Annotated in this window: 20 protein-coding genes and 1 tRNA gene; 9 read left to right on the forward strand and 12 right to left on the reverse strand. The window is 60.0% G+C overall.

Annotation, left to right across the window (positions count from 1 at the left end):
- The first annotated feature begins 163 nt into the window (after window positions 1-163).
- Window positions 164-1,435, forward strand: coding sequence for an NAD(P)/FAD-dependent oxidoreductase (locus ACR0C9_RS01275; RefSeq protein ID WP_480780191.1), 1,272 nt, complete (start codon window positions 164-166; stop codon window positions 1,433-1,435).
- Window positions 1,436-1,439: 4 nt separating this feature from the next.
- Here ACR0C9_RS01275 and ACR0C9_RS01280 read toward each other — a convergent pair whose 3' ends face one another.
- Window positions 1,440-2,144: an SDR family oxidoreductase gene (locus tag ACR0C9_RS01280; RefSeq protein ID WP_480780192.1), complete on the reverse strand. Its 705-nt coding sequence runs from the start codon at window positions 2,142-2,144 to the stop codon at window positions 1,440-1,442.
- 104 nt (window positions 2,145-2,248) lie between these two features.
- On the opposite strand from ACR0C9_RS01280, the gene ACR0C9_RS01285 reads away from it, so the two are divergent.
- From ACR0C9_RS01285 to ACR0C9_RS01305, 5 genes are all read left to right on the forward strand, one after another.
- Window positions 2,249-3,100: a LysR substrate-binding domain-containing protein gene (locus ACR0C9_RS01285; protein ID WP_480780193.1), complete on the forward strand. Its 852-nt coding sequence runs from the start codon at window positions 2,249-2,251 to the stop codon at window positions 3,098-3,100.
- A gap of 162 nt (window positions 3,101-3,262) precedes the next feature.
- Window positions 3,263-4,129 (forward strand): FAD binding domain-containing protein, encoded by an 867-nt coding sequence (locus tag ACR0C9_RS01290; protein ID WP_480780194.1) that lies wholly within the window; start codon window positions 3,263-3,265, stop codon window positions 4,127-4,129.
- Window positions 4,126-4,605 (forward strand): (2Fe-2S)-binding protein, encoded by a 480-nt coding sequence (locus ACR0C9_RS01295; RefSeq protein WP_170452503.1) that lies wholly within the window; start codon window positions 4,126-4,128, stop codon window positions 4,603-4,605. Before ACR0C9_RS01290 ends, ACR0C9_RS01295 begins: the two co-directional genes overlap by 4 nt.
- Window positions 4,605-6,860 carry a xanthine dehydrogenase family protein molybdopterin-binding subunit gene (locus ACR0C9_RS01300; RefSeq protein WP_170452501.1) on the forward strand — a complete coding sequence of 752 codons (2,256 nt, stop codon included), beginning with the start codon at window positions 4,605-4,607 and terminating at the stop codon, window positions 6,858-6,860. Before ACR0C9_RS01295 ends, ACR0C9_RS01300 begins: the two co-directional genes overlap by 1 nt.
- The gene (locus ACR0C9_RS01305) at window positions 6,853-7,098 is read left to right on the forward strand and encodes a MoaD/ThiS family protein (RefSeq protein WP_170452499.1); all 246 of its coding nucleotides are present in this window, start codon (window positions 6,853-6,855) and stop codon (window positions 7,096-7,098) included. Before ACR0C9_RS01300 ends, ACR0C9_RS01305 begins: the two co-directional genes overlap by 8 nt.
- On the opposite strand, the gene ACR0C9_RS01310 is transcribed toward ACR0C9_RS01305, so the two are convergent.
- On the reverse strand, window positions 7,095-7,802 hold the full coding sequence (locus ACR0C9_RS01310; RefSeq protein ID WP_170622939.1) for a DUF374 domain-containing protein: 708 nt from the start codon (window positions 7,800-7,802) through the stop codon (window positions 7,095-7,097). The two genes, ACR0C9_RS01305 and ACR0C9_RS01310, sit on opposite strands and share 4 nt — an antisense overlap.
- Window positions 7,803-7,944: 142 nt before the next feature.
- Between ACR0C9_RS01310 and ACR0C9_RS01315 the strand changes: the two genes are divergently transcribed.
- Window positions 7,945-8,020 (forward strand) — tRNA-Trp (locus ACR0C9_RS01315).
- A gap of 482 nt (window positions 8,021-8,502) precedes the next feature.
- Here ACR0C9_RS01315 and ACR0C9_RS01320 read toward each other — a convergent pair.
- Together ACR0C9_RS01320 and ACR0C9_RS01325 are read right to left on the reverse strand one after the other, a co-directional pair.
- A complete protein-coding gene (locus ACR0C9_RS01320; protein ID WP_480780195.1) occupies window positions 8,503-8,898 on the reverse strand; it encodes a hypothetical protein in 396 nt (131 codons plus the stop codon).
- Window positions 8,899-9,318: 420 nt separating this feature from the next.
- Entirely contained in the window at window positions 9,319-10,599 is a 1,281-nt protein-coding gene (locus ACR0C9_RS01325; protein WP_480780196.1) for a hypothetical protein, read from the reverse strand.
- A gap of 297 nt (window positions 10,600-10,896) precedes the next feature.
- On the opposite strand from ACR0C9_RS01325, the gene lptF reads away from it, so the two are divergent.
- Window positions 10,897-12,036 (forward strand): LPS export ABC transporter permease LptF, encoded by a 1,140-nt coding sequence (lptF, locus tag ACR0C9_RS01330; RefSeq protein WP_480780197.1) that lies wholly within the window; start codon window positions 10,897-10,899, stop codon window positions 12,034-12,036.
- Between the two features lie 2 nt (window positions 12,037-12,038).
- Here the strand turns inward: lptF and ACR0C9_RS01335 are convergent, their stop codons facing one another.
- On the reverse strand, window positions 12,039-12,866 hold the full coding sequence (locus ACR0C9_RS01335; RefSeq protein WP_480780198.1) for a LysR family transcriptional regulator: 828 nt from the start codon (window positions 12,864-12,866) through the stop codon (window positions 12,039-12,041).
- A 100-nt stretch (window positions 12,867-12,966) separates the two neighbouring features.
- Here ACR0C9_RS01335 and ACR0C9_RS01340 point away from each other — a divergent pair, with 100 nt between their 5' ends.
- Window positions 12,967-13,557: an HD domain-containing protein gene (locus ACR0C9_RS01340; protein ID WP_170453136.1), complete on the forward strand. Its 591-nt coding sequence runs from the start codon at window positions 12,967-12,969 to the stop codon at window positions 13,555-13,557.
- On the opposite strand, the gene speB is transcribed toward ACR0C9_RS01340, so the two are convergent.
- From speB to ACR0C9_RS01375, 7 genes are all read right to left on the reverse strand, one after another.
- A complete protein-coding gene (gene speB, locus ACR0C9_RS01345; RefSeq protein WP_480780199.1) occupies window positions 13,554-14,396 on the reverse strand; it encodes an agmatinase in 843 nt (280 codons plus the stop codon). The two genes, ACR0C9_RS01340 and speB, sit on opposite strands and share 4 nt — an antisense overlap.
- Window positions 14,393-15,562, reverse strand: coding sequence for a carboxynorspermidine decarboxylase (nspC, locus tag ACR0C9_RS01350; protein WP_480780200.1), 1,170 nt, complete (start codon window positions 15,560-15,562; stop codon window positions 14,393-14,395). The genes speB and nspC overlap by 4 nt, the downstream gene beginning before the upstream one ends.
- A 76-nt stretch (window positions 15,563-15,638) precedes the next feature.
- Window positions 15,639-16,850 (reverse strand): saccharopine dehydrogenase family protein, encoded by a 1,212-nt coding sequence (locus tag ACR0C9_RS01355; protein ID WP_480780201.1) that lies wholly within the window; start codon window positions 16,848-16,850, stop codon window positions 15,639-15,641.
- A gap of 19 nt (window positions 16,851-16,869) precedes the next feature.
- A complete protein-coding gene (gene speA, locus ACR0C9_RS01360) occupies window positions 16,870-18,759 on the reverse strand; it encodes a biosynthetic arginine decarboxylase (RefSeq protein ID WP_480780202.1) in 1,890 nt (629 codons plus the stop codon).
- A gap of 100 nt (window positions 18,760-18,859) precedes the next feature.
- Window positions 18,860-19,945: a DUF1513 domain-containing protein gene (locus ACR0C9_RS01365; RefSeq protein ID WP_480780203.1), complete on the reverse strand. Its 1,086-nt coding sequence runs from the start codon at window positions 19,943-19,945 to the stop codon at window positions 18,860-18,862.
- Window positions 19,946-19,948: 3 nt separating this feature from the next.
- On the reverse strand, window positions 19,949-20,962 hold the full coding sequence (locus ACR0C9_RS01370) for an imelysin family protein (protein WP_480780204.1): 1,014 nt from the start codon (window positions 20,960-20,962) through the stop codon (window positions 19,949-19,951).
- A 1-nt stretch (window position 20,963) separates the two neighbouring features.
- A complete protein-coding gene (locus tag ACR0C9_RS01375) occupies window positions 20,964-22,469 on the reverse strand; it encodes a di-heme oxidoreductase family protein (protein WP_480780205.1) in 1,506 nt (501 codons plus the stop codon).
- Window positions 22,470-22,475: the final 6 nt, after the last annotated feature.

Genomic DNA, 22,475 nt, shown 5'->3' on the forward strand with positions numbered 1-22,475 from the left:
CCGGGCAGTTTGCAGAGGGCGTTTGTTCAGGCCCGAAGGGTCATATTCACCGCTGCCATCGAAATTTGCGCCGACACGACCCCGACAGGCCGTTCCTCTTTCCTCATCTTGAGTTGCTGCCACCTTGCGCGCTAATGCTGCGGACAAGGATGAAAGGTGACCCGTGACCAACCCCGAACACTCTCTGTGGCGCGAGACATGCCGTGAAGACCTGAACGCCGAGCCCCTCTCAGCCGATGTGACGGTGGATCTGGCCACTATCGGTGGCGGATACACCGGGTGTTCCGCTGCGCTTTACGCTGCGAAATCCGGCGCGTCGGTCTGTCTGTTGGAGGCGCAGGACATCGGCCATGGCGGCTCGGGGCGGAATGTCGGGTTGGTCAATGCGGGCCTTTGGTTGCCCCCCGACGACATTCGCAAGCACTTGGGTCAGGCAACTGGTGACCGCCTGATTGACCTTCTGTCCCAAGCTCCGTCCGAGGTCTTTGCCCTGATCGAAAAGCACCAGATCGATTGCGAGCCGGTGCGGAACGGAACACTTCACTGCGCGCACTCACCTGCCGGGTTGCGCGATCTGCAAACCCGCCACGCGCAGCTTAGCACGGCGGGCGCTCCGGTCGAGCTGTTGTCGGCCCGGACCGCAGCGCAAAGAACCGGTAGCGAGGCGTTTCATGGGGCGCTGTTTGATCCTCGGGCCGGTACGATCCAGCCACTGTCCTATGTGCAGGGTATGGCGCGAGTGGCGCGTGAGTTCGGCACGCAGATCTACACCAACAGTCCGGTTCGCAACCTGCGCCGGGAAGGTGAGGTTTGGGTTCTGGAAACCCCCGGCGGATCGGTGCGCGCAAGGGCGGTCATTCAAGCCACAAACGCCTATCATCAAGGTATTGAGGACACCGCGCCCGCCTATGTGCCGGTCTACTACTTTCAATATGCGACCGCGCCTTTGTCCCACAATCTGCGCAACAGCATTCTGCCGCAGGGCGAAGGATGCTGGGATACCGGCCTGATCATGACATCGTTCCGGCTGGATCAGGACGGACGCATGATCATTGGCGGGATGGGGGATCTAAGCCATGCTGGCCGCGCGGCCCATACAGGATGGGTCAGTCGCAAATTGGCCGAACTGTTTCCGCACCTATCGGATCAACCATTGGTTCAGGGCTGGCACGGGCGGATAGCCATGACGTCGGATCATATTCCCAAGATCACTCAGCTTGGCCCAAACGCCCTGTCCGCCCATGGGTTTTCCGGGCGCGGCATCGGGCCCGGCACGATGTTCGGGCGGTTGATGGCTGAAAGCCTTTTGACAGGGGATTTCTCATGCCTGCCGGTGCCAGTCGTATCCGAGCACCGCGAAAGCTGGACGCGCCTGCGCCGTGCTTATTTCGAAACCGGCGCGGCGCTGACGCATCTGATCAAGGCGCGGCTCTGATACGTCAGACCGAGCGGGTGATACCACCATCGACCCGGATGTTTTGTCCGGTGATGTATCCGCCTCCCTCAGAAGCCAGCAGAGAAATCACCGGCGCGATTTCGTCGCGACTGCGCCCATAGCGGCCCATCGGAATCCTGTCGCGGAAGTCCTGTTTCTCGGGCAGGCTGTCGATGAAGCCGGGCAGCACATTGTTCATGCGGATGTTGTCTGCCGCGTATTTGTCGGAATAGAGCTTGGTGAAAGCCGCGAGGCCAGAGCGAAATACGCCCGAGGTCGGAAAGGCCGGGTCCGGTTCGAATGCGGCGAAGGTTGAGATATTGATGATTGATCCACCGCCTTGGGCCTGCATGATCGGGGTCACCAGCCGGGTCGGGCGGACGGCGTTTAGAAAATACACCTCCATCCCCAGATGCCAGTCGTCATCCGACAGATCCAGCACCGCGCCTTTTGGGCCATGCCCGGCTGAATTGACCAGAACGTCGATCCGTCCCCAATGGGACATGGCCGCATCCACCAGCCGTTGCAGATCGTCGGTGGATTGGTTGGACCCGGTTATCCCGACGCCACCCAGTTCCCGGGCCAATGCCTCACCTTTTCCGGATGAGGACAGGATACCGGTTTTGAACCCGTCAGCGGCCAGCCGACGGGCCGCGTCGGCGCCCATCCCGCTGCCACCGGCCATTATCAGGGCAACTTTTTCTGTCATTTTCGCACTCCAATCTGCATCTGTCCTTAGAATGAGCCTCGGCGCTGCGTTTGACCAATCAGTTCTTCTGCTCTAAGCCTGTAGAAAATCTACTGTGTGCGGATATGCCAGCCCTTCCACCTCTGAACGCTTTGCGTGCTTTTGAAGCTGCGGCCAGACATCTGAATTTTCGCCTTGCGGCGGAAGAACTGGGCGTCACGCAAGGGGCTGTGGCGCAGCAGGTTCGGGGGCTTGAGGCGCGCTTGGGCATTGCCCTGTTCGATCGGATGCCGCGCGGTCTGCACCTGACGGAAGAGGGCCGCAAACTCAGCGCGCCTCTAAAACGCGCGTTTCGCCTGATCGAAAACGCGGTGGAAGAGGCGGCAGACCAGCGTCAGATCACAATCTCCGTGACGCCCAGCTTTGCGTCGAAATGGCTAGTGCCCAGGCTGTCGGATTTCACGGCAAAGCACCCGGAAATTCAGGTTCAGATCGATGCGCAGGAACATCTTGCCGAATTCGGCAAGGACGGTGCCGACATCGCTGTGCGCCACGGTCAATCGCATCTGACATCCGATCTGCGGGCCGAGCCCTTGTTTTCGACCGAACTTATTGTGGTTTGCGCGCCAGATCTGGCAGGGCGCGTGTCTGATGTGCCGGATTTGTTGGGGCATACGTTGCTTAGCGATTCACATGGTCTTTGGCCGCTGTTTTTGGAACATGCTGGGGTGGACGGAAGGCCGCGCATGATGACCTTCAACCACACCAGCCTTGCAATTGACGCGGCTGTAGCGGGACAGGGGTTTGCCCTGGCAGATGCGGCGCTGGTCGGGTCCGAACTGACCTTAGGCCAGTTGGTCAAACCCTTCGAGCAGGTGCTGAGCGGCGATCCGGGGTTTTACATCGTGACCCCGAGGAAGCCGCGCCAGCCCAAACTGGTCGAAGCGATGCGGCGTTGGTTGCTGTCACAGGTCTAAGCGCCCATAGTACGCTCGGCGGGCCAAGCGTTTGCTGTTCCCCCGACCGTGCAAAATGGGACCGCGAAAATTTACCATTCCAGCCATAGACGCGGGCATTAGGCTCCTCTAACGTCGCCCCGATCCCCAGTGAACCCTGAGATACAGGCGCGAGGTAAATTCATGGATTATCACAGTCCTGCCAGCTTTGCCGAAGCATCGGCCCTGGCGGCAAACGCAACGGGCATAACACGATTTCTGGCAGGCGGCACCGATGTTTTGGTACAGTTGCGCGCCGAGCTGGTGACGCCCGACACGCTGATCGATGTCAAGAAAATCAACGGTGTGCACGACATCACCCGCAATGCGGATGGTAGCTGGACGCTGGGCGTGGCAACCACCGGCGCGGAAATGAGCGAGCATGCCGAACTTGGCCGCGACTGGCCCGGCGTGGTCGAGGCGATGGACCTGATCGGCTCGACTCAGGTTCAGGGGCGCGCGACTTTGACCGGCAATCTGTGCAACGGGTCGCCTGCGGCGGACTCGGTGCCTGCCATGGTGGCTGCGGGTGTGACGGTCACGGTCACCGGGCCGGAGGGTACCCGAGAGGTCGCGGTTGAGGATATTCCGACCGGACCGGGCAAAACCTCGCTGGTGAAGGGAGAGTTGGTTTCGGCGGTTAACATCCCCGCCCGTGGCGACAACGCAGGCGACGCCTATCTGCGGTTCATTCCGCGGACCGAAATGGATATTGCGGTTGTCGGCGTCGGTGTCAGCCTGCGTCTGGACGCCGATACCATCACCGAAGCGCGTGTGTCTTTGGGTGCTGTGGCACCGACTGTTCTGCTGGTGGAAGACTGCGCCACGGCGATCATTGGCAGCACGCTGGACGATGCAGCGCTTGACGCGCTGGCCGCTGCGGCCTCTGCCGCCTGCAACCCAATTGACGACAAGCGTGGCACAATTGAATTCCGCACCGAGGTCGCAGGCGTTCTGGCCAAGCGCGCCGCAAAGATCGCCTATGCCCGTGCGAAGGGAGAAGATGTATGAGCAAGCTCCACGTATCCACAACCGTGAATGGGGACACGGTCGAATACCTGTGCGACCCGCGCGAAACACTGCTGGACTGTCTGCGCGACAAACTGAACCTGACCGGCGCGAAAGAGGGCTGCGGCACCGGAGACTGCGGGGCCTGTTCGGTCACAGTTGACGGTCGTCTGGTCTGTTCCTGCCTTGTGCTGGGGGTCGAAGCGGACGGCAAACAGATCGAAACCGTCGAGGGGATTGCAGACGGTGACGTGCTGCATCCATTGCAGCAGAAGTTCATCGAGCACGCTGCCCTGCAATGCGGCATCTGCACGCCCGGCATTCTGGTGGCGGCCAAATCGCTGCTGGAAAAGAACCCGGACCCCACCGAGGAAGAGGCGCGGTATTGGCTGGCAGGCAACCTCTGCCGCTGCACCGGGTACGACAAGATCATTCGCGCCGTGATGGAAACGGCAGCAGACCTGCGGGAGGCGTCATAATGGCTCTGGACGATCGCAAATCTGACTTCACCTTTGTGGGCACCCGCCCGAACCGCCCCGATGGTTTGGACAAGGTCACGGGCCGTGCCAAGTTCGGCGCGGATATGTCGGCCCCCGGCATGTTGCACGGCGCGGTTCTGCGCTCGCCCCATGCCCATGCGCGGATCGTGAAGATCGACACCTCGAAAGCCGAGGCGCACAAGGACGTCAAAGCCGTCGTGACACGCGCCGATTTCGCTGACGTGCCCTTTGCCCCCGGTCTGGCGGGCGAGTTCTGGAACGTGCTGGAAAACGTCATGGCCGGTGAAAAGGCGCTGTATGACGGTCACGCGGTCGCAGCGGTTGCCGCAAGTTCGGCTTTGGCGGCCCGCGATGCGCTCAAGCTGATCGAGGTTGAATACGAAGTTCTGCCCCATGTCACCGATGTAGACAAAGCGATGGCAGCGGACGCGCCGGTGATCCGCGAAGGGGCTGCGGATTACTCGGTGCCGCAAGGCATGCATCCGAACGTTGTCCGCTATCACGAAAGCGGCCATGGCGATGTCGAGGCTGGCTTTGCCGAGGCTGATCTGGTCATCGAAGACAGCTTTGTGACCGAGGCGACGCATCAGGGCTATATCGAACCGCATGCCTGTCTGGGTATGCTGGGCAATGACGGCAAGGGTGAGCTGTGGTGCACCACCCAGGGCCACTGGATCGCACAGAAAACCTGCGCCGCGCTGCTGGGCATTGAGACCTCGCAATTGCGCGTAACCGCGTCGGAAATCGGCGGAGGGTTCGGCGGCAAAACCACCGTTTTCATTGAACCCGTCGCACTGGCGCTGAGCCGCAAGGCCAACCGTCCGGTGAAAATCGTTATGTCGCGCTCCGAGGTGTTCCGGGCCACCGGTCCGACCTCATCCGCGTCGATGGATGTGAAAATCGGGATGAAGAAGGACGGCACGATTTCGGCGGCGCAGGGCGTGTTCCGCCTGCAAGGCGGGGCCTTCCCTGGTGCGCCGGGCGACATGACCGCCATGTGCGCCTTTGCGCCCTATAACCTGACCAACGTCAGGCAGATCGGTTATGACGTTATGGCCAACCGCCCGAAGCAGGCGGCCTATCGCGCGCCGGGGGCTCCGATGGGGGCCTTTGCCGTCGAATCGGTGATCGATGAGCTGTGCAACAAGCTGGGCCTCGACCCGGTCGAAGTGCGCCTGAAAAACGCCGCGCATGAGGGCACAAGGGCCAGTTACGGGCCAACCTATGAACGCATCGGTCTGGTTGAAACGCTGGAAGCCGCCAAGGCGCATCCTCACTACGCGGCCCCGCTGAAACCGGGGCAGGGGCGTGGGATTTCTTGCGGGTTCTGGTTCAACCACGGCGGCGAAACCTCGGTATCGCTGGCGCTGTCCGAGGACGGCTCGGCCCAGTTGATGGTCGGAACGCCCGATATTGGCGGCTCGCGCGCGTCCATGGCGTTGATGGCGGCCGAAGTGCTGGGCATTCCGTACGAGAACATCCGCGTCACCATCGCTGACACGGCAACGCTGGGCTATAACGACGTCTCGCACGGAAGTCGCGTGACCTATGCCAGCGGTCTGGCGACCATCAAGGCGGCGAAACACGCGGTTGAAAAGCTGTGCGAACGCGCGGCGGCCAAATGGGGCATCCCTGTGGACGCGGTGAAATGGGAAAACGGCTGCGCGGTGCCTTCCGGGCCCAACGCGGGCGATTTCGACCCCTTACCGCTGGCCGATATCACGGCGAACATGGGTCGCACCGGCGGTCCGATCTCGGGGCATTTCGAGGCCACCCCCGAAGGCGCGGGCGTGTCCTTCGGCACCCATATCGTCGATGCCGAGGTCGATCCGGAAACCGGCAAAACCTCGATCACCCGCTACACGGTCATTCAGGACGCAGGCAAGGCGATCCACCCGGCATATGTCGAAGGCCAGTATCAGGGCGGGGCCGCACAAGGCATCGGCTGGGCACTGAACGAGGAATACATCTATGGCGAGGATGGACGGCTGCAGAACTCGGTCTTCCTCGACTACCGCATCCCGGTCGCCAGCGACCTGCCGATGATCGACACGGTGATCGTCGAGGTTCCCAACCCCGGCCATCCGTTTGGTGTGCGTGGGGTCGGCGAGACAGGCATCGTGCCGCCCCTCGCTGCCATCGCCAATGCGGTGTCGAACGCGGCAGGGGTTCGGATGAAACAACTGCCCATGTCACCGCCGCGGATTCTGGCTGCGTTGAAGGACAATGATTGACGTCCACCTCTGGTCCAGCCTCCGGTCACTGACCGGGGGCAGGCAAGTGGTGACGGTCGAAGCCGCCACCACCGGAGAGCTGTTGAGCGCCCTAGTGCGCGCCCACCCGCAATTGCAGGCCCCCATCGACGCGGGGGTGTCCATCGCCATCGACGGGCGCGTCATTGCCACCGGCCTGACCGAACCCATCCCGGAAGGCAGCGAAGTCTATCTGATGCAGAGGTTGCGGGGCGGCTAGCCCTTTGGCGTCCACGGCGCGCGCCCGACCATACGGTCAGCCTCGGCTGTGATGTCGTTCATATGCGCCTCAAGGCTGAGGCGAAGGGTCTCAAGGGTGTCTTCGCTGGCCTTGCGCGGTACGGTTTCCGTCCACTCACGGCACAGAAACACGCCTTCGTTGCGCCACGGGCGCGGCATCAGCAACCGGTCCCAGGTTCCCGCCTCGCGCCCGTGTTTGGCGGAAAAAGTGATGCCGAACACGCGCTTGCCCGAGGTGCGCGCCCATACCAGAGGCACGGTCGACAGAACCCGTTCCGGCCCTCGCGGACCGTCCGCGGCGATTCCGATGGAAATGCCCTGCTTCACCTTTCCGATCACTTCGCGCGACACGGCAATATTGTTGGAATTTTTGCTGGTCATGGCGATCGTGTCCATGCCGAACAGCTTCTGCACCCGACCTACCATGCTGCCTGCCCGCGCCGAGGACGTAATTGAACAGATGCGCCCTTTATCCAGCGGAAAGAAATAAGGGGATTGGGCCAGCCGCTGGTGCCAGAGGACGACAATGACCGGCTCACCCTGTTCGGCCAGCTGGTCCAGCTCCTCATACCCGATGCGCTGCCAGCGCGTGTTGCGGTTGACCATCCGGATATAGCTGGCAATCCGCCGCGCGGTCCAGTTCAGTACGGCTTCGCTGTCTGCGATCTTCTTGCGGAGGCTCACACCGGGTTCCTTTTGCTGACCAGACCTTGTCTTACCCAACTGCACGGCCCGCGCAACTTGTTTGTCAGATTGCGAAGTATGAGAGATTGTAAAAAAGCCTCTTGAGTCCGCCGCGCGGCTGGCCTATTTGGGGCCTCACCATAGGGGTATAGCTCAGTTGGTAGAGCGACGGTCTCCAAAACCGTAGGTCGCGGGTTCGAACCCTGCTGCCCCTGCCATTTCCAAACCAATCACGTAACTGTATCACCGCGCTCGTCACTGACCTCGGCGCGTTTTTTGTGCGTTTGAAAGAGCGTGTGAAGCAGGGTTCAAATCAAGCCCGGCATCGTTTCCACCTTATTAGGTGGTCGGCCAGGTTTCAGGGAGAACCTTTGCGGCCAGCGAGCAGGACCCAGCAAAATGCGGGGTTTGTACACGTCATTGCTGAAAGAGCTGGGCCACAACAACGGTAAGGACAAAGAAACTGCCATCACCATTTGGTCTGTAGGTCAGCGTAACATCCTGGGCTCTCGCTGTTAGTCCCTGTTGATTAGAGCGAAAGAGGGGTTGCAAACTTTGCCAACCCAGCGACAGCAATTGGGGTCGCAAATACTGATACCCCGGTGGGCGTAGTACATAGGCCATAGGTCGGCAAACAGGAAACTGCCTTAACGCGCCTGACGAGCGAATTTAGGGCCGGTGCGGCGAAATGCCGAGCAAATTAATCGGCCAGACCTTCTTTCTTGGCGTCAGCCTCAAGGTCTTTCCAGAATTTCAGCGTGGACTTGAAAGTGGATTCCAGTTCTTTTTCGACGGCCTGCGCCGGTTTCGGTGGCAGTTTGGCCAAGGCTTTTTTGACACGCTGTTTGGCCTTCTGAATTTGACCCACCCTCTGTTTGATCCGCGCCTTTACTTCCTTTTTTGCCTTTTCCACTTTTGCGTCGGACATTGCTTTTTGCACTTCCTCCAGCCCTTCTTCAGCGCACATTTCCACGACCGCTTGCTCTACTTCGGCATAGGCTTTTTTCTCGGGTGCTGGCGCTTGTTTCACGGACCATTTCGCTTTTGCTAGGGCCGTTTCGGCACGTTTCTTCTCTTTTTTCGCGCTGTGTTTCACGGCTGCCGGCTTTTTCTTTTTTCAGAATGCGTTGACCTTCTTTTGCGTTTGAGGATCAAGTTTAGGCATGGGTTACTCCATTGAACGGACTATGAAATTTGAGGTGGGCGCCAGGGCTTGAAATATCTGGGTATCGTTCAGGCGCGCCATATTTGAAATAATCTTAACTCGAGTCCGCATTCCGACAAAGGAACCAATTCACATAGGAAATACACGAAGGCTAGAGAGGCTGGGTGAGCCCTTGCCTAAACCTTGCTGTTGGGACGCAGGCCACGAGCAGCCTGCCACCGGATGGGGCGAGTTGCTTTCCTGCATTGAGGGAAGGGTGGGGCAAGATGTGCCGGGGGCCTAACCTTCGCGAACAGCACCTGCAACCACGTAAGGCACTGGTTTCGCTGAGTAGAGTTGCAGAAAGTCGCTCTAAAGCCGTTTGACGACTCTGTGGTACAACTTTTTCAATGGATGTCGCCGAAGGTTGGCAAGCTTTGTCTCCAACAAATTTGTCTTTCTTGTTTCTACCTCAAGGCGCTCTTCCAACTCCTTGCGACTCAACCTTGCATGCTTGGTGCCAGCTGGGTTCAATCCCCGGAAATCACGTCTTTTTTCATTTTCAACGTATCTAAAGAAGACGGCCATAATTCGCATTAGGGTTTGAGTTTCGTCTTCTTGGTTGTCCTGTTCTGCCGTTGGCTCGGTGAGTGGGCTTCCCTTGATTTGTTGATTAATAAGTGCCGTTTGTTTTGCAAATTTCTGATTGACGATAGCAATGTCATCCGGTGATGGACCATGACTAAATTCGAGTTCCGGGGAAGCCTCGATCAGACGATCCGCAATCAGCGGATAAGTTGCATGATCAAATACGCCGTTTATCATTCGAAGAAACTGACTTTCGCGTTCAGTTAACGATCGATTGACCCTGAGAGGGCTCACTGTTGGCCAGTTCCCAGGTGGTAGGTTCAGAACCTTTTCCAAGAAGAAGCTGCATATGTCGCGTTTGGCATCGTCGTAGTTAAAGACATCAAAGGTCAAACCCAATCTTTGGGCGGCTAAAATCTCTTCCATAGTTGCGCCCATAGTGTCTTCTGCGGCTTCAATAAACTGACGAAAGTCACCGGTAAATCGACCGCGTTTGATGCCTTGCTGCCAGCTTGAAAATAATAGCTCACTGTAGTTTCTGGCAAAAAACACGATGTGAGTTGCAAAGCCCAAGTTTTGCAACTCCAACGCAAATTCTTTCAAACGCTTGCTGTCAAAAGCCTGCAGGAATTCGCTTGAGATCAGGACATGCGGCTCATTCCTTTGAAACACCGCCAAATTTCGAGCGACAAAGTCGCCTACCGTTTCTCGAACAGCCTCTTTTCTTTTGAAGATACTTGTTTCTTCGATGTCTTTTGCCAGGACGGAACCCAGGGGCGTACCGTTGCCGCCTGTGGCCTTTCCCTTGATAGCATCGGTCAAATCGACCAGAGGTGGATAGTAGATTCCCGCTTGAGATAGCTCTTCAGTGTGTCGGGCAAAAAACGTCTGAAGTGCGGACGTGCCTGTTTTGGCGTGCCCCACGTGCAAATAGACTATCTTCTTATTAGCTTCTTCCTGATTTGCCACGTCGCCCTCTGCTATGTGTTGAACCTTGTTCCCACGTGGAAATTTGGCCCTGCTTCTTATTTTGCCACCAATCGCGCGACCGAACCGCGTTTTCATGGCATTGCCGACAATCAGATACCTGACCAAGAATTCAACTTTGTTTAAACAGCGTCACAGTTGGAAAGCCAAGCCAGTGAGGGCTGCCGCCGTTGGCTAGCCTCAGATCGGCCACTTGGCTACTGCTACATGTTACAAGTCTATTGGTAAGCCCGAAGCGTGCAGATTGGCTGCCTGCCGCTGTCACTTCCCCTAAACAGGTATCTTGGGCGCGGGCGTTCATCGCGCGGAACCCGGTTTCCTCTGGCGGATGAATGGCCTAATGTCCCGGCAGAACAGAAACCGGAAAGAGGGCCCATGTCGCGTTTCGATGGATATTTCCTGCGGCAATTGCTGATTCTGTTCGGCTTTTTCACTCTGGTCCTTGTCGGGGTCTTCTGGGTTACCCGGTCTGTCAGCCTGTTTGACAGCGTGATCAGCGGCGGGCAGTCGGCGATGGTGTTTCTGGAATTCACCGCGCTGACCTTACCCACTCTGATCCGCACCGTGATGCCAATGGCCGTGTTTGCGGCGGCGGTGTACGTCACCAACCGTCTGAGCCGGGAAAGCGAGTTGACGGTGATGCTGGCGACCGGGTCCAGCCCCTGGCGGTTGGCGCGGGCGGTGGTTCTGTTCGGCTTGATCACAGGTTTGATGATGGCGGTGATCAGTGTGTTTCTGCGCCCGGCCTCGGTCGAACAGCTTGAGATCAGACAAGCCGAGGTTGCAGGCGACGTGACCGCTCAGTTGCTGAACGAAGGCGAGTTCCTGCATCCGGCCGAGAATGTTACCGTCTATATCGGGCGCATCGATCTGGATGGCACGCTGAAAGAGGTTTTTGTCTCTGATCGTCGCGATCCGGAAAATGCGGTCAGCTATTCCAGCGCGACCGCCTATCTGGTCAACAATAGCGCGGGCATCCATCTGGTCATGGTGGACGGGCTCGCGCTGCGCCTGAACCAAGAGGGTCGGACCCTGTCGTCGACCCTGTTTCAGGATGCGTCCTACGACATCTCGGACCTTACGCGATCCGGTGGCATGACCCGCCGCAGCCTCGAGGCGATTTCAACCGCCGAGCTGATCTATGACATGAAGTCGGTGGAAGAGGCCGAACGGCACAGCCGGGGCCATCTGGTCGAAGAGTTGCACCAGCGATTCTCATGGATTGCCATATGTATCGCGGTGTCGCTGGCAGGGTATTCAACGCTGATGCTGGGCAGCTTTTCCCGATTTGGGCTCTGGCCCCAGATTCTGGGTGCCTTTACCATCCTGGTCCTGCTCGAAGGGGTTCGAGGTTTCGTGTCACCAGTTGTTATCGATGATCCAAGGCTGTGGGGCCTGCTCTACGTTCCTGCTGTTATCGGAGTGATCGTGTCGGCGCTGTTCCTGCTGATCGCAGGCAGGCCTTTGTTGCGCAAACGGACCCGAGACGGGACGCCATTGCCCTCGCCAGCCTGAGATCACTGGCGGAGGTCTGACAGGCATTGCAGGATGTTCTCGACCTCTTCATTGTCCATGCGCACCACCAGATACACCGGCAGCATCAAATCGCGCGCGCCCGTCACGCGCAATAACTCGCCCGAGTTCAAATGCTGCGTGATGACATAGTCGGGGAAATATCCATAGCCGCCGCGCTGTAGAAGATAGCGCAGGGCCATCAGGCAATTGCCCAGAAAAATCGTCTGCCCGGATGCGCGGCGCGCGGTGGATCTGACGTGATCCTGATAGGCCTCGCCCAGTTCTATGTTGACGAAAACCTGATCGGATTTCGTGTTCGCCTTGCTTTCAACCAGACACAGGCGTTCTGGCGGAAGTTCGTGACAGATCACGCGCCGGTCCACGGGTCTTTCGTGGGTCAGAGCCGCATCCAGAACATGGGTTGCAACCGCATCGACCATATTCAGGTCGTGATCATAATTCAGGGTCAGCAGCAATTGCCCGAACCGCTGTTCGAAGCGCACGGCCAAATCAACAAGCAACGGGTCCCAGACGCTAAGTTGGGCACCCAGGCGCAGCGCCAGCCGGTTGTGAACCTGATCGGGCAGATCATTGGCTGCAAAGGACCACAGGGACAGCATCTGCTCGGCATACGGTTTGAACTGACGGCCATACTCGGTCAAAGCCGTCCCTCCGGCCCCGCGCGAGAACAGGGGCTTGCCCGTCGCCTCCTCAAGCGCGCGTATCCGGGCGCTGACGGCGGTTTGTGTGACGTTCAGCTTTCGGGCGGCGGCGTGAAATCCGCCGGTCTCTGCCACACATAGAAAAGTTTCCAGAGCTTTGGTTTGCATATCGAAAGTATTTTTTGATCGATCCGATAAAATCAATTCATTTTTTTGGATGGCCAGCGTGCAGTATTCTGATGCCAACACGCAAGCCAAAGGACATGTCATGCTGGACAAAAGCCACAAACCCACCTGGACCAGTTTCGAAGAGGCGACCAAAGCCGACTGGGACGCCGTTATGGAGTATGAAGAGGCGTATAACGCGGCCCTGCCGGATCGGATCCTGGATGCAATCCGGTCGCTGGACGAGGACTGGACGCCCTATCCGGTGAACCGTTATCAGCACAGCCTGCAGGCCGCCACGCGCGCTTATGAGGATGGGGCGGATGAGGAACTGGTGGTCGCCGCGCTGATCCATGACACGGGCGATATTCTGTCGCCGTACAATCACGGTGAACTGTCAGCGGCGATGATGAAACCCTATGTCAGCGAGAAAACCTATTGGATTCTCAAACATCATTGCGTGTTCCAAGGGTACTATTACAACCATCACCTTGGCGGCGACCGCAACGCGCGCGACAGGTATCGCGACAGCCCCTATTGGGAGGACTGCCGCCATTTCTGCCATGAATACGATCAGAAAGCGTTCGACCCGGACTATCCGACCAAACCGCTGGAATTCTTTGAACCCATGCTGCGCCGTGTCCTGAACAAGGGCGAAGGGCACATGGAACTGAACGAAACGGCCGAGGGTTAACAGGCCGCCATCAGGCGATAGACGATCTGTGCGGCGGTAAAGTCCCAGGCGGCATTGCCGTCCGGGGCCAGTTCGACCACGTCGAAGCCCACGCATTTGCGGCCTTTGAGGGCGTGTTCGACCAGCCGCAGCGCCTGATAATAGCCCAGGCCACCGGGAACAGGCGTACCCGTCGCGGGCATCTGTGACGGGTCCAGCCCATCCACATCAAAGCTGACATAGACCAGTTCGGGGAAATCTTCGGGCAGGTTGATCGCGTGGATGTTGCCAGTGACCAATTCCTCGGCGTCTACGTGAAAGACGCGGTTCTTCAGGCGGCTTTGCGCCTCTTCGGTGGAAAAGGCACGCACGCCGAACTGGGCCAGCCGGATGCCTTCTTCGGCAAGCAGGTGCATGACCGAGGCGTGAGAGTGCTTTTCCCCCTGATAGGCGTTGCGCAGGTCGGCATGGGCGTCGATCTGGACGATGCCGATGGGCTGGTTCAGCGCCCGCACCACCCCCATCACTGCGCCGTAGCTGAGCGAATGCTCGCCGCCCAGCGTGACCGGGACTTTGCCTGCGCGTATGGCGGATTCGGTGCGCTGGGCGATGCGTTCCATGATTTCGGACAGGGCGGCGTCGCAATCGACGGGCTCTTCGGTAAAGATGCCCTCGACGCAGGGTTCGGCGTGGCCGGTGATGCGTTCCAGCTCGCTGCTGGCCTCGATGATCGCTTCGGGGCCTTTGGCGGTGCCCGAGCCGTATGAAACGGTGCGTTCCAGCGGCACCGGGATCACGCGGAAACGGGCGTCTTCGCTGCGCTCGGATGCGGTCAGTTCACTGTCGAGGAAAATGCTCATGAGAGGCGGTCCTTAAAGTCGTCATAGCCGAACTGTTTGATGATCTTCAGCGCATCCGTTTCGCTGTTCCATAGGGCGATGGTCGGCAGGGGAACACCGTTGAAGGTGTTTGTTTTGACCATCGAGTAATGCGCCTGATCGAGGAAGGCGAAACGCTGGCCGATCTCCAGCGGTTTGTCCCATGTGTAATCGCCGATCACGTCGCCCGCCAGACAGGACGGACCCCCGAGGCGGTAGGTATGGCCAGCCTCGGCCTCGTCCATCAGGGCGGGGCGATAGGGGGCTTCGATCACGTCGGGCATATGGCATGTGGCCGAAATATCGGTGATTGCAAGGTTCATGCCATTGGTGGGCAGGTCGAGGATTTCACCTACCAGTATGCCCGCGTCCAGCGCGACGGCCTCACCGGGTTCGAGATAGACGTCGATGTTGTGTTTTGCCCGGATCGCCTTGATGAAAGCGACCAGCCCGTCGCGGTCATAGTCATCGCGGGTAATATGATGGCCGCCACCGAAGTTCAGCCATTTGAGCTGGTCCATGAACGGGGCGAGCTTGGGTTCGACGGCGGCCCATGTGCGCTGTAACGGCTCGAAGCCCTGTTCGCAGAGGGTGTGCATATGCAGGCCGTCGACTCCTTGCAGCGTCTCAGAGGTCATTTGGCTGACCGGCGTCCCAAGGCGCGAGCAGGGGGCGCAGGGGTCGTATTTGGGGATCTCGCCTTCGGAATGTTCCGGGTTGATGCGCAGGCCCACCTGCACATTGGCGGCTTGGGCTTTGGCGAGAAAGCGGTCCTTCTGGGCCGGGCTGTTGAAGATGATGTGGTCGGACAGCGACAGGATTTCATCCATGTCGGCGTCTTTGTACCCGGCGCAGAAGGTGGCGACCTCACCGCCATATTCTTCGCGGCCCAGACGTGCCTCGAATATGCCGCTGGCGCAGGTGCCGCCGAGATGCTGACGCACCAGCGGGGCCAGCGAGAACATCGAAAACGCCTTGAGCGCGCTGAGGACATGCGCGCCGGACCGTGCGCCGATATCGGCGAGGATGGTCAGGTTGCGTTCGACCGCCCTTTCATCGACCACGAAGCAGGGCGTAGGGACGCGGGCGAGGTCGAAATTGCGGAAGGCGCCGGCGTCTCCGGCTTGTGTGGTCATCATGTCGGACATAACCGGCGTCTCCTGAATTGGAGAGGCCGGGGGGCCAGCCCCCCGGACCCCCCGGAGTATTTAGGAAAAGATGAAGTTAAAAATCGACCGGGCCGTCAAGCTCGTGGACCTGCCAGGGCAGACCGTGTTCGTTCAGCATGTCCATGAAGTTGTCCGGGTCCAGCTGTTCCATGTTCCACACGCCGGGTTCGCGCCAGTTGCCTTTCAGCACCTGAGCGGCACCGATCATGGCGGGGACGCCGGTGGTGTAGCTGACGGCCTGACTGCCGACCTCGGCATAGCATTCTTCGTGGTCGCAGATGTTGTAGATGTAGTAGGTCTTCTCGCCCGAGCCGTCCTTGGCCTGACCTGTGGCGATGTCGCCGATGCAGGCCTTGCCCTTGGTTTCCGCGCCCAGATCGCCGGGATCGGGCAGCAGGGTTTTCAGGAACTGGATCGGGATGATTTCCTTGCCGTCATGCATCACCGGGTCGATGCGGGTCATGCCAACGTTTTCCAGCACCTTGGCGTGAGTGATGTAGGCGTCGCCGAAAGTCATCCAGAAGCGCGCGCGCTCGATCTCGGGGAAGTGGGTCGAGAGCGACTCCAGTTCCTCGTGATACATCAGGTACATGTTCTTGGGGCCGATGGCGGGAAAGTCAAACTCGACCTTGTGGGTCATCGCGGGAGAGTGTTTCCACTCGCCATTTTCCCAGTGGCGCACTTCGGCCAGCACTTCGCGCAGGTTGATCTCGGGGTTGAAGTTGGTGGCGAATTCCTGATCGTTGCTGCCGCCATTGGCGTCCAGAACGTCGATCTGGCGGATGGTGTCGAGCTTGTGTTTCTTCAGCCACGTGGCGAACACGCTGGTCACGCCCGGATCGAAGCCCGAGCCGAGGATGGCGGTCAGGCCGGCCTCTTTGAACCGTTCCTGATAGGCCCATTGCCAGTGGTATTCGAACTTGGCCTCATCCTCGGGCTCATAATTCGCGGTGTCGAGATAGTGGATACCTGCCTCAAGACACGCGTCCATCAGCACCAGATCCTGATAGGGCAGGGCAAGGTTCACGAGGATTTCCGCCCCGGTTTCCTTGATCAGCCTGACCGTGTCCTCGACCTTATAGGCGTCCAGTTCGGCGGTTTTGATGTCCACGCCGACGCGGTCCTTGACGGCTGCGGCGATGGCGTCGCATTTCGATTTCGTGCGGCTGGCCAGAGTGATTTCGGTGAAGATGTCCGAATTCATCGCCATCTTGTGCACAGCAGCGTGGGATACGCCGCCTGCGCCGACAACCAGTGTTTTGCCCATGGTGTCCTCTCCTCTCGGGTTATTCGTAATAGGTGTAGCCGTTGATGCTGTCGCGGTAGGCGGCCATCAGGGTTTTGCGGTCTTTGGCCAGCAGAGTACCGGTCGAGATCGCCTCGTCCACCATTTTGCGGAAGGCGGCGACGCAGTCCTGCGGGTCGAACTCGACATAGGACAGGACTTGACTGATGGTGTCGCCCTCTTGTTCGTGCAGCAGGTCGAAACCGCCATCGGCGCGCAGGTCGATGGTGACGACATTGGTGTCGCCGAACAGGTTGTGCAGATCGCCCAGTGTTTCCTGATAGGCGCCGACAAAGAAGACGCCCATACAATATTCGCCATCCTCGGGCAGGGAATGCACCGGCAGGCTGGGCGAGACACCGTCGGCCAGAATGAAACGGTCGATCTTGCCGTCGCTGTCGCAGGTGATGTCGGACAGGACCGCGCGGCGGTCGGGGGTGTCGTTCAGCCCTTGCAGTGGCACGATCGGGTGCAGCTGATCGATGGCCCAGACGTCAGGCAGGGATTGAAACAGCGAGAAGTTGCAGTGGTAGATATCGGCCACTTTCTCAAGCTGGTCGTCTACATCCGTGTCCAGCTCGTCGCTTGCCGCCAGCGCCTTGAGGCGGGCCATCAGCGACAGATAGATGCGTTCGGCGCGGGCCATCTGGCGCAGGTCGACATAGCCGCGTCTGAACAGCGCGCGCAGTTCATTGCGATAGAAATTGGCGTCATTCCAGCATTCCTGCAGCCGGTCGCTGGACAGATAGCCATGCACGGCGGCAAGGTCCGAGACCATGTGATGGTCGTCGGGTTCCACTTCGGGGCCGTTGGGGGCGTCATACAGCGTGCTTTCCAGCACGTTGAACACCAGCATGGACGATGTCGCCACCACCGCGCGACCGCTTTCGGTGACCAGCGTGGGGTGGGGCACTTCGGCCTCGTCCAGCGCATAGGCGACGGTTTCGACCACATTGGCGCAGTATTCCTCGACCGTGTAGTTGATCGAGTTTTCGGCGGCCTTTTTCTCGCCTGTATAGTCCACGCCCATGCCGCCGCCGAGGTCCAGATGGGTCAGCGGAACGCCCTCTCGGGTCAGTTCGGTGTAATAACGGCACGCCTCACCCACGGCGCGGCGCACGTCGTTGACGTCCTGCACCTGGCTGCCCAAATGCGAGTGCTGCAGTTTCAGGCAATGCAGCAGCCCGGCCTCCTTCAGCTTGTCCACGGTGGCCACCAACTGGTCGGTGTTCATGCCAAAGGCGGATCGGTCGCCCGAGCTTTCCTCCCATTTGCCGCTGATCTGGTTGGTCAGTTTCACCCGCGCGCCCAGCAGCGGTTCGATGCCCAACTCGTTATAGACCTCGATCACCGTGTCGGCCTCTTTCGGGCTTTCCAGCACGATCACCGTATTGAAGCCGATCTTGCGGCTGAGGATGGCAAGCTGGATGAACTCGGCATCCTTGACGCCGTTGCAGACGATCAGCGCGTCGCGCGACAGCCGGTGGGCAAGGGCGATGACCAGTTCGGGTTTCGACCCGGCCTCGAGCCCGTAGTCGTATGTCTTGCCGAATTCGACGATCCGGTCGACCACCTGCGCCTGCTGGTTCACCTTGATCGGAAATACGCCGCGATACGCCCCTTGGTAGCCGGTGCGGGCAATCGCATCGCGGAAGCTTTCGTTCAGATGCGCGATTTCATGTTCGAGATAGGACGTCACGCGCAGCAGCATCGGGGCCTTGATGCCGCGGTCGTCCAGATCGGTCAGAATAGCGGGCAAGCTGATCGCCTCGGCCTCGGGGGCCATTGGATTGCGCAGACCGATCTCGCCCGCCTCCGTCACCTCGATGAGGCCCTTGCCCCATTTCTCAACCCCGTAGATGGAATGCGGTGCATCGGGCGTGTGTTTCAATCAAGTCAGTCCTTAACGTAGGGTGCCGGTTTCGCGCCCGCCAATACGGCAGCAGTTTGATTCTTCCAAGTGTAAACTATGTGACGGGGATTGCCGAATTTTATGCGAAACTGCGGATCGGGATCAGATGGTTGTCCCATTGGCAATCAGACCGCGTCAGGATCTGTGTCTGCGACCCGTCCAGCGTGCCGACAAGGCCGGTTCCTGTAGTGAAGACCAACCCGCCCGGACCGGTCCCAAGACCGCAGACATCGTTCAAGGCGAAGGCGTCCAGGAAGGCCGCAGTTTGCACATCGAACCGGTGCAGGGCGTTGCCGCGCGGGCAGGTGATGGCGATGGCCGTCCCATCGGCTGAAAACGCTATACTGCCTGCATATCCCTGTAACCGGCTTTGATCCGCTTCGGGGGCCGATAGCAGCGTCGCAGCTTCACCCCGGCGGTGCAGACCCACCAGCGGAGGATGCTCGGACGCACTGCCCTGCCATTGCATCGCAAAACCGACAAGCCCGTCATCGCGTACGGCCAGATGCCGGATCGAGTTCTTGTGCATGGCGCGCGGCAGTTCCACCTGTTCCAGCAGTGTTCCGGACAGATCGAGGTAACTCAGATTCGGGCGCATCACCGGCAGGTTCAGTTTGGTGCGTCCGGTGTCCGGATGGGTTTCAATCCCGCCATTGGCGATCACCAGCGACTGCCCGTCTGGCATCAGTCGCATGTCATGGGGGCCAACGCCGCCAGACGAGAACTCACCCAGACGTTCAAAACTGTCCGCGTCCCAGATGCTAACTTTTCCGGTACCGGCTTCATAGTCGTTTTCGGTGGCAAAGAAGTGCATGCCATCGGCCGAAAACGTGCCATGCCCGTAGAAATGTCGCCCCTCCGGGGCTTCAAGCCGGGCCAGTTCCGTGCCGTTGGCGCAATCGATCACAACGGCGAAGGTTCCGGGGCGGCGCGCGAAGGCGACAGCCTGCGCTTTGTTCGGATGTGCGGCGGCGGCGTGGCCGCGCGCGGGCAGGGGCAGGGCGAACAGGATATCTCCATCGGCGGTCAACCCCGCCAGACGGAATGAACCGTCGGGGAACAGCCCTGCAGCCAGATAGTCTGGCGCGCCAACGGAAGCCCATCCCCGGATCGGGGTGATGCTCGCCGCCGCCAACCCGGCAAGAAAACGCCTGCGACTGGTCAAGGCTCAGTCCCCGTCCAATGAGTTGAAGCCTGCGCTGATCCCAAGGGTCGGGCCAAGTTCGGTTGAGGCGATGGTGCGGATGTCGGTGATGGATTGTTGCAGGGCTTCGATCCGAAACCGCGCCGCAGGGTCCGCCACGCCGGCCAATGCCGGATCATCAATCGACCGTGCAGTGCCTATCGCGCGAGCGAAGGCGGCGTCCAGATCGGAGGCGACCTCGGGGTGATCAGAGGATAACCGCGCCGCCAGATCGCGCAGCGCGATCAGCGACAGTTCCACATGCCGCAAGGATCGTTCAGAGCGTCGCGCCTCGGCCCGCTTGGGACGCGGGCGGTCGAATGTTCCGAGCGGTCGCCCCAGCCTTGTTGATGCGGTGAACTCAAGACCGGTCGAGAGCGCCTTGAACAACTCCTGCAGTGCCTCATCCTGCGTCCTATAGCGACTGTTGACGCCGGGTTGGGTCAGGCTGGGGGCGTAGGTCTGCCAGTCATCGGCCATCGCGCGGGCATTGGCGTCAATATCCGCTGTGATCACCTGAATCAGGGCGCAGCGGTAAGCAGCACTGCCCTGATCGGCAAACGCAGGGTCAAACAGCATCCGCTCCAAAGCAAAGAACCCACGCCCAGCCACCGAGGTTTCGGCGTAGACCTCAACGCTTTCAACGGCCGCGTCTTCGGCGGTGATATGCTGCGACAGGGCCTTGGAGGTAAACCCTTTGGTGTCGGGCCAGAAGGCCATGGCAAAAGCACGGTCATCCACCTCGGTCGGTCCAAAGCGTAAATGGCTGAGGGAAATCCAGCTGTCGAAAGACGCGCCATAGGCCGCGCGCAGGGCGGGTGAGGTTGGTTCGCAGTCCTGCTGTGCAGTCTCGGCCAGCGCGTCGGCGGTATCCGCCAGTTCGGCGAACCGGGGCAGGATATGCGACTGGGTCGCATCCAGCAGGATTGCGGAACGATCCTGTGCCAAAGCGCTAACCGGTAGCATCAGTGATGCGGCGATGAGGGGCAGTATGCGCATGTCAAAGGCTCTCAAGGAAACGGATCAGGGCGTCCCGGTCGGCCTTGGGCATTGAGACGACGGCATGGCGCGCCGCCTGCGCCTCGCCCCCGTGCCACAGGATCGCCTCCAGCAGATTGCGGGCGCGCCCGTCATGCAGGAATTGCGTGTGGCCCGAGACTCGTTCGGTCAGGCCAACGCCCCACAGCGGAGGCGTGCGCCATTCGCGACCGGTTGCGCGGGCTTCGGGGCGGTTGTCGGCCAGACCTTCGCCCATGTCGTGCAGCAGCAGGTCGGTATAGGGCCAGATCAACTGAAAACTCTGTTCGGGCCGGTCGTCCATGCGGTGTGTCACATGGGACGGCGTGTGGCATGCGGTGCAGCCCGTGGTGTAGAACACCTCTTTGCCGCGCAGAACCTCAGGGTTATCTACGTCGCGGCGGCCGGGCACGCCCAGATTGCGGCTGTAGAAGGCCACAAGATCCATGCCGATCTGATCGATCTCAAACCCGCGCGTGTCATCATCGCCATGCGGCGCGTCCGTGCAGGTGATCTGCGCGTCGGTACAATCCCCGTGCGGGGCCGGGAACAGTGGGCTTGAGATGCCGATATCCCCGGCAAAGGCCGCCGCTGACTGCTCCATGATCGTTGGCATGCCCGCCTTGTGCCCAAACCGGCCCATCATGGGGACATCGTATTCTGCCGACCAGACGATGTTCGCCCGGCCCGAGATCCCATCGCCATCCGAATCTTCGGGGTCGGCTTTGGCCAGAAGATCAGCGACCGGGATCGCCTCCAGCAAACCAAGGCCGATCATCTGCGGCGCGACGCGGGGGCTGAGCATCGCATCCGGGTGCAACGGACCATAGCCCAGATCGGCGGCCCGATAGGTCGGGCGGCGCAACGACACGATTTCGCCGTCCGACAGCGCGACCGGGACCTCTTCGTAAGTGATGTCCAACTGGTATTCCGCCGGGTGTCCGGCCAGCGCGAAGTCTTGCATCTGGCCACCATATGTCGGCTCTGGCAGGGTCGCGATATAATCCTTGATCTCGGGAAAGCCGTCGTTTGGGCCGCCCGGTATGGAGACTCGCAGGAACATAGACACCGCATTGTCATCCGGCCCGTTCGGCGTGTGCCCGCGCCCGTCCTTGATGTGACACCGCTGGCAGGACCGCGCGTTGTAAAGCGGACCCAACCCGTCAGATGCCAGCGTCGATGACGGCGACGACACCCAGATTTTCTTGAACAGCCCGTTGCCGACCTTGAAATCAAGCTCTTGCTCAAAGCTTAGGTTGCCCGAGGGTTGGGAAAACGCATCCGCATCGTTGCGCACGCGAACCGTTGCGGCCCCGGCGGGCAGGTCTTCGAACCGCTGCGGCACGCTGAAGTCCTGCGGCGGTGCAGTGACCGCCTCAACGCGGGCGCGTTCGTCATCGGTGCGGGGGGTGATGTTCAGGTGAAGGTCCTGCAGGGGAAGGTTTTGGGTTTCAGCAGGCAGGGCCGGGGTGGCCGCCAGGGCGGCCACTGACAG

The sequence above is a fragment of the Ruegeria sp. C12 genome (genome assembly GCF_056537745.1).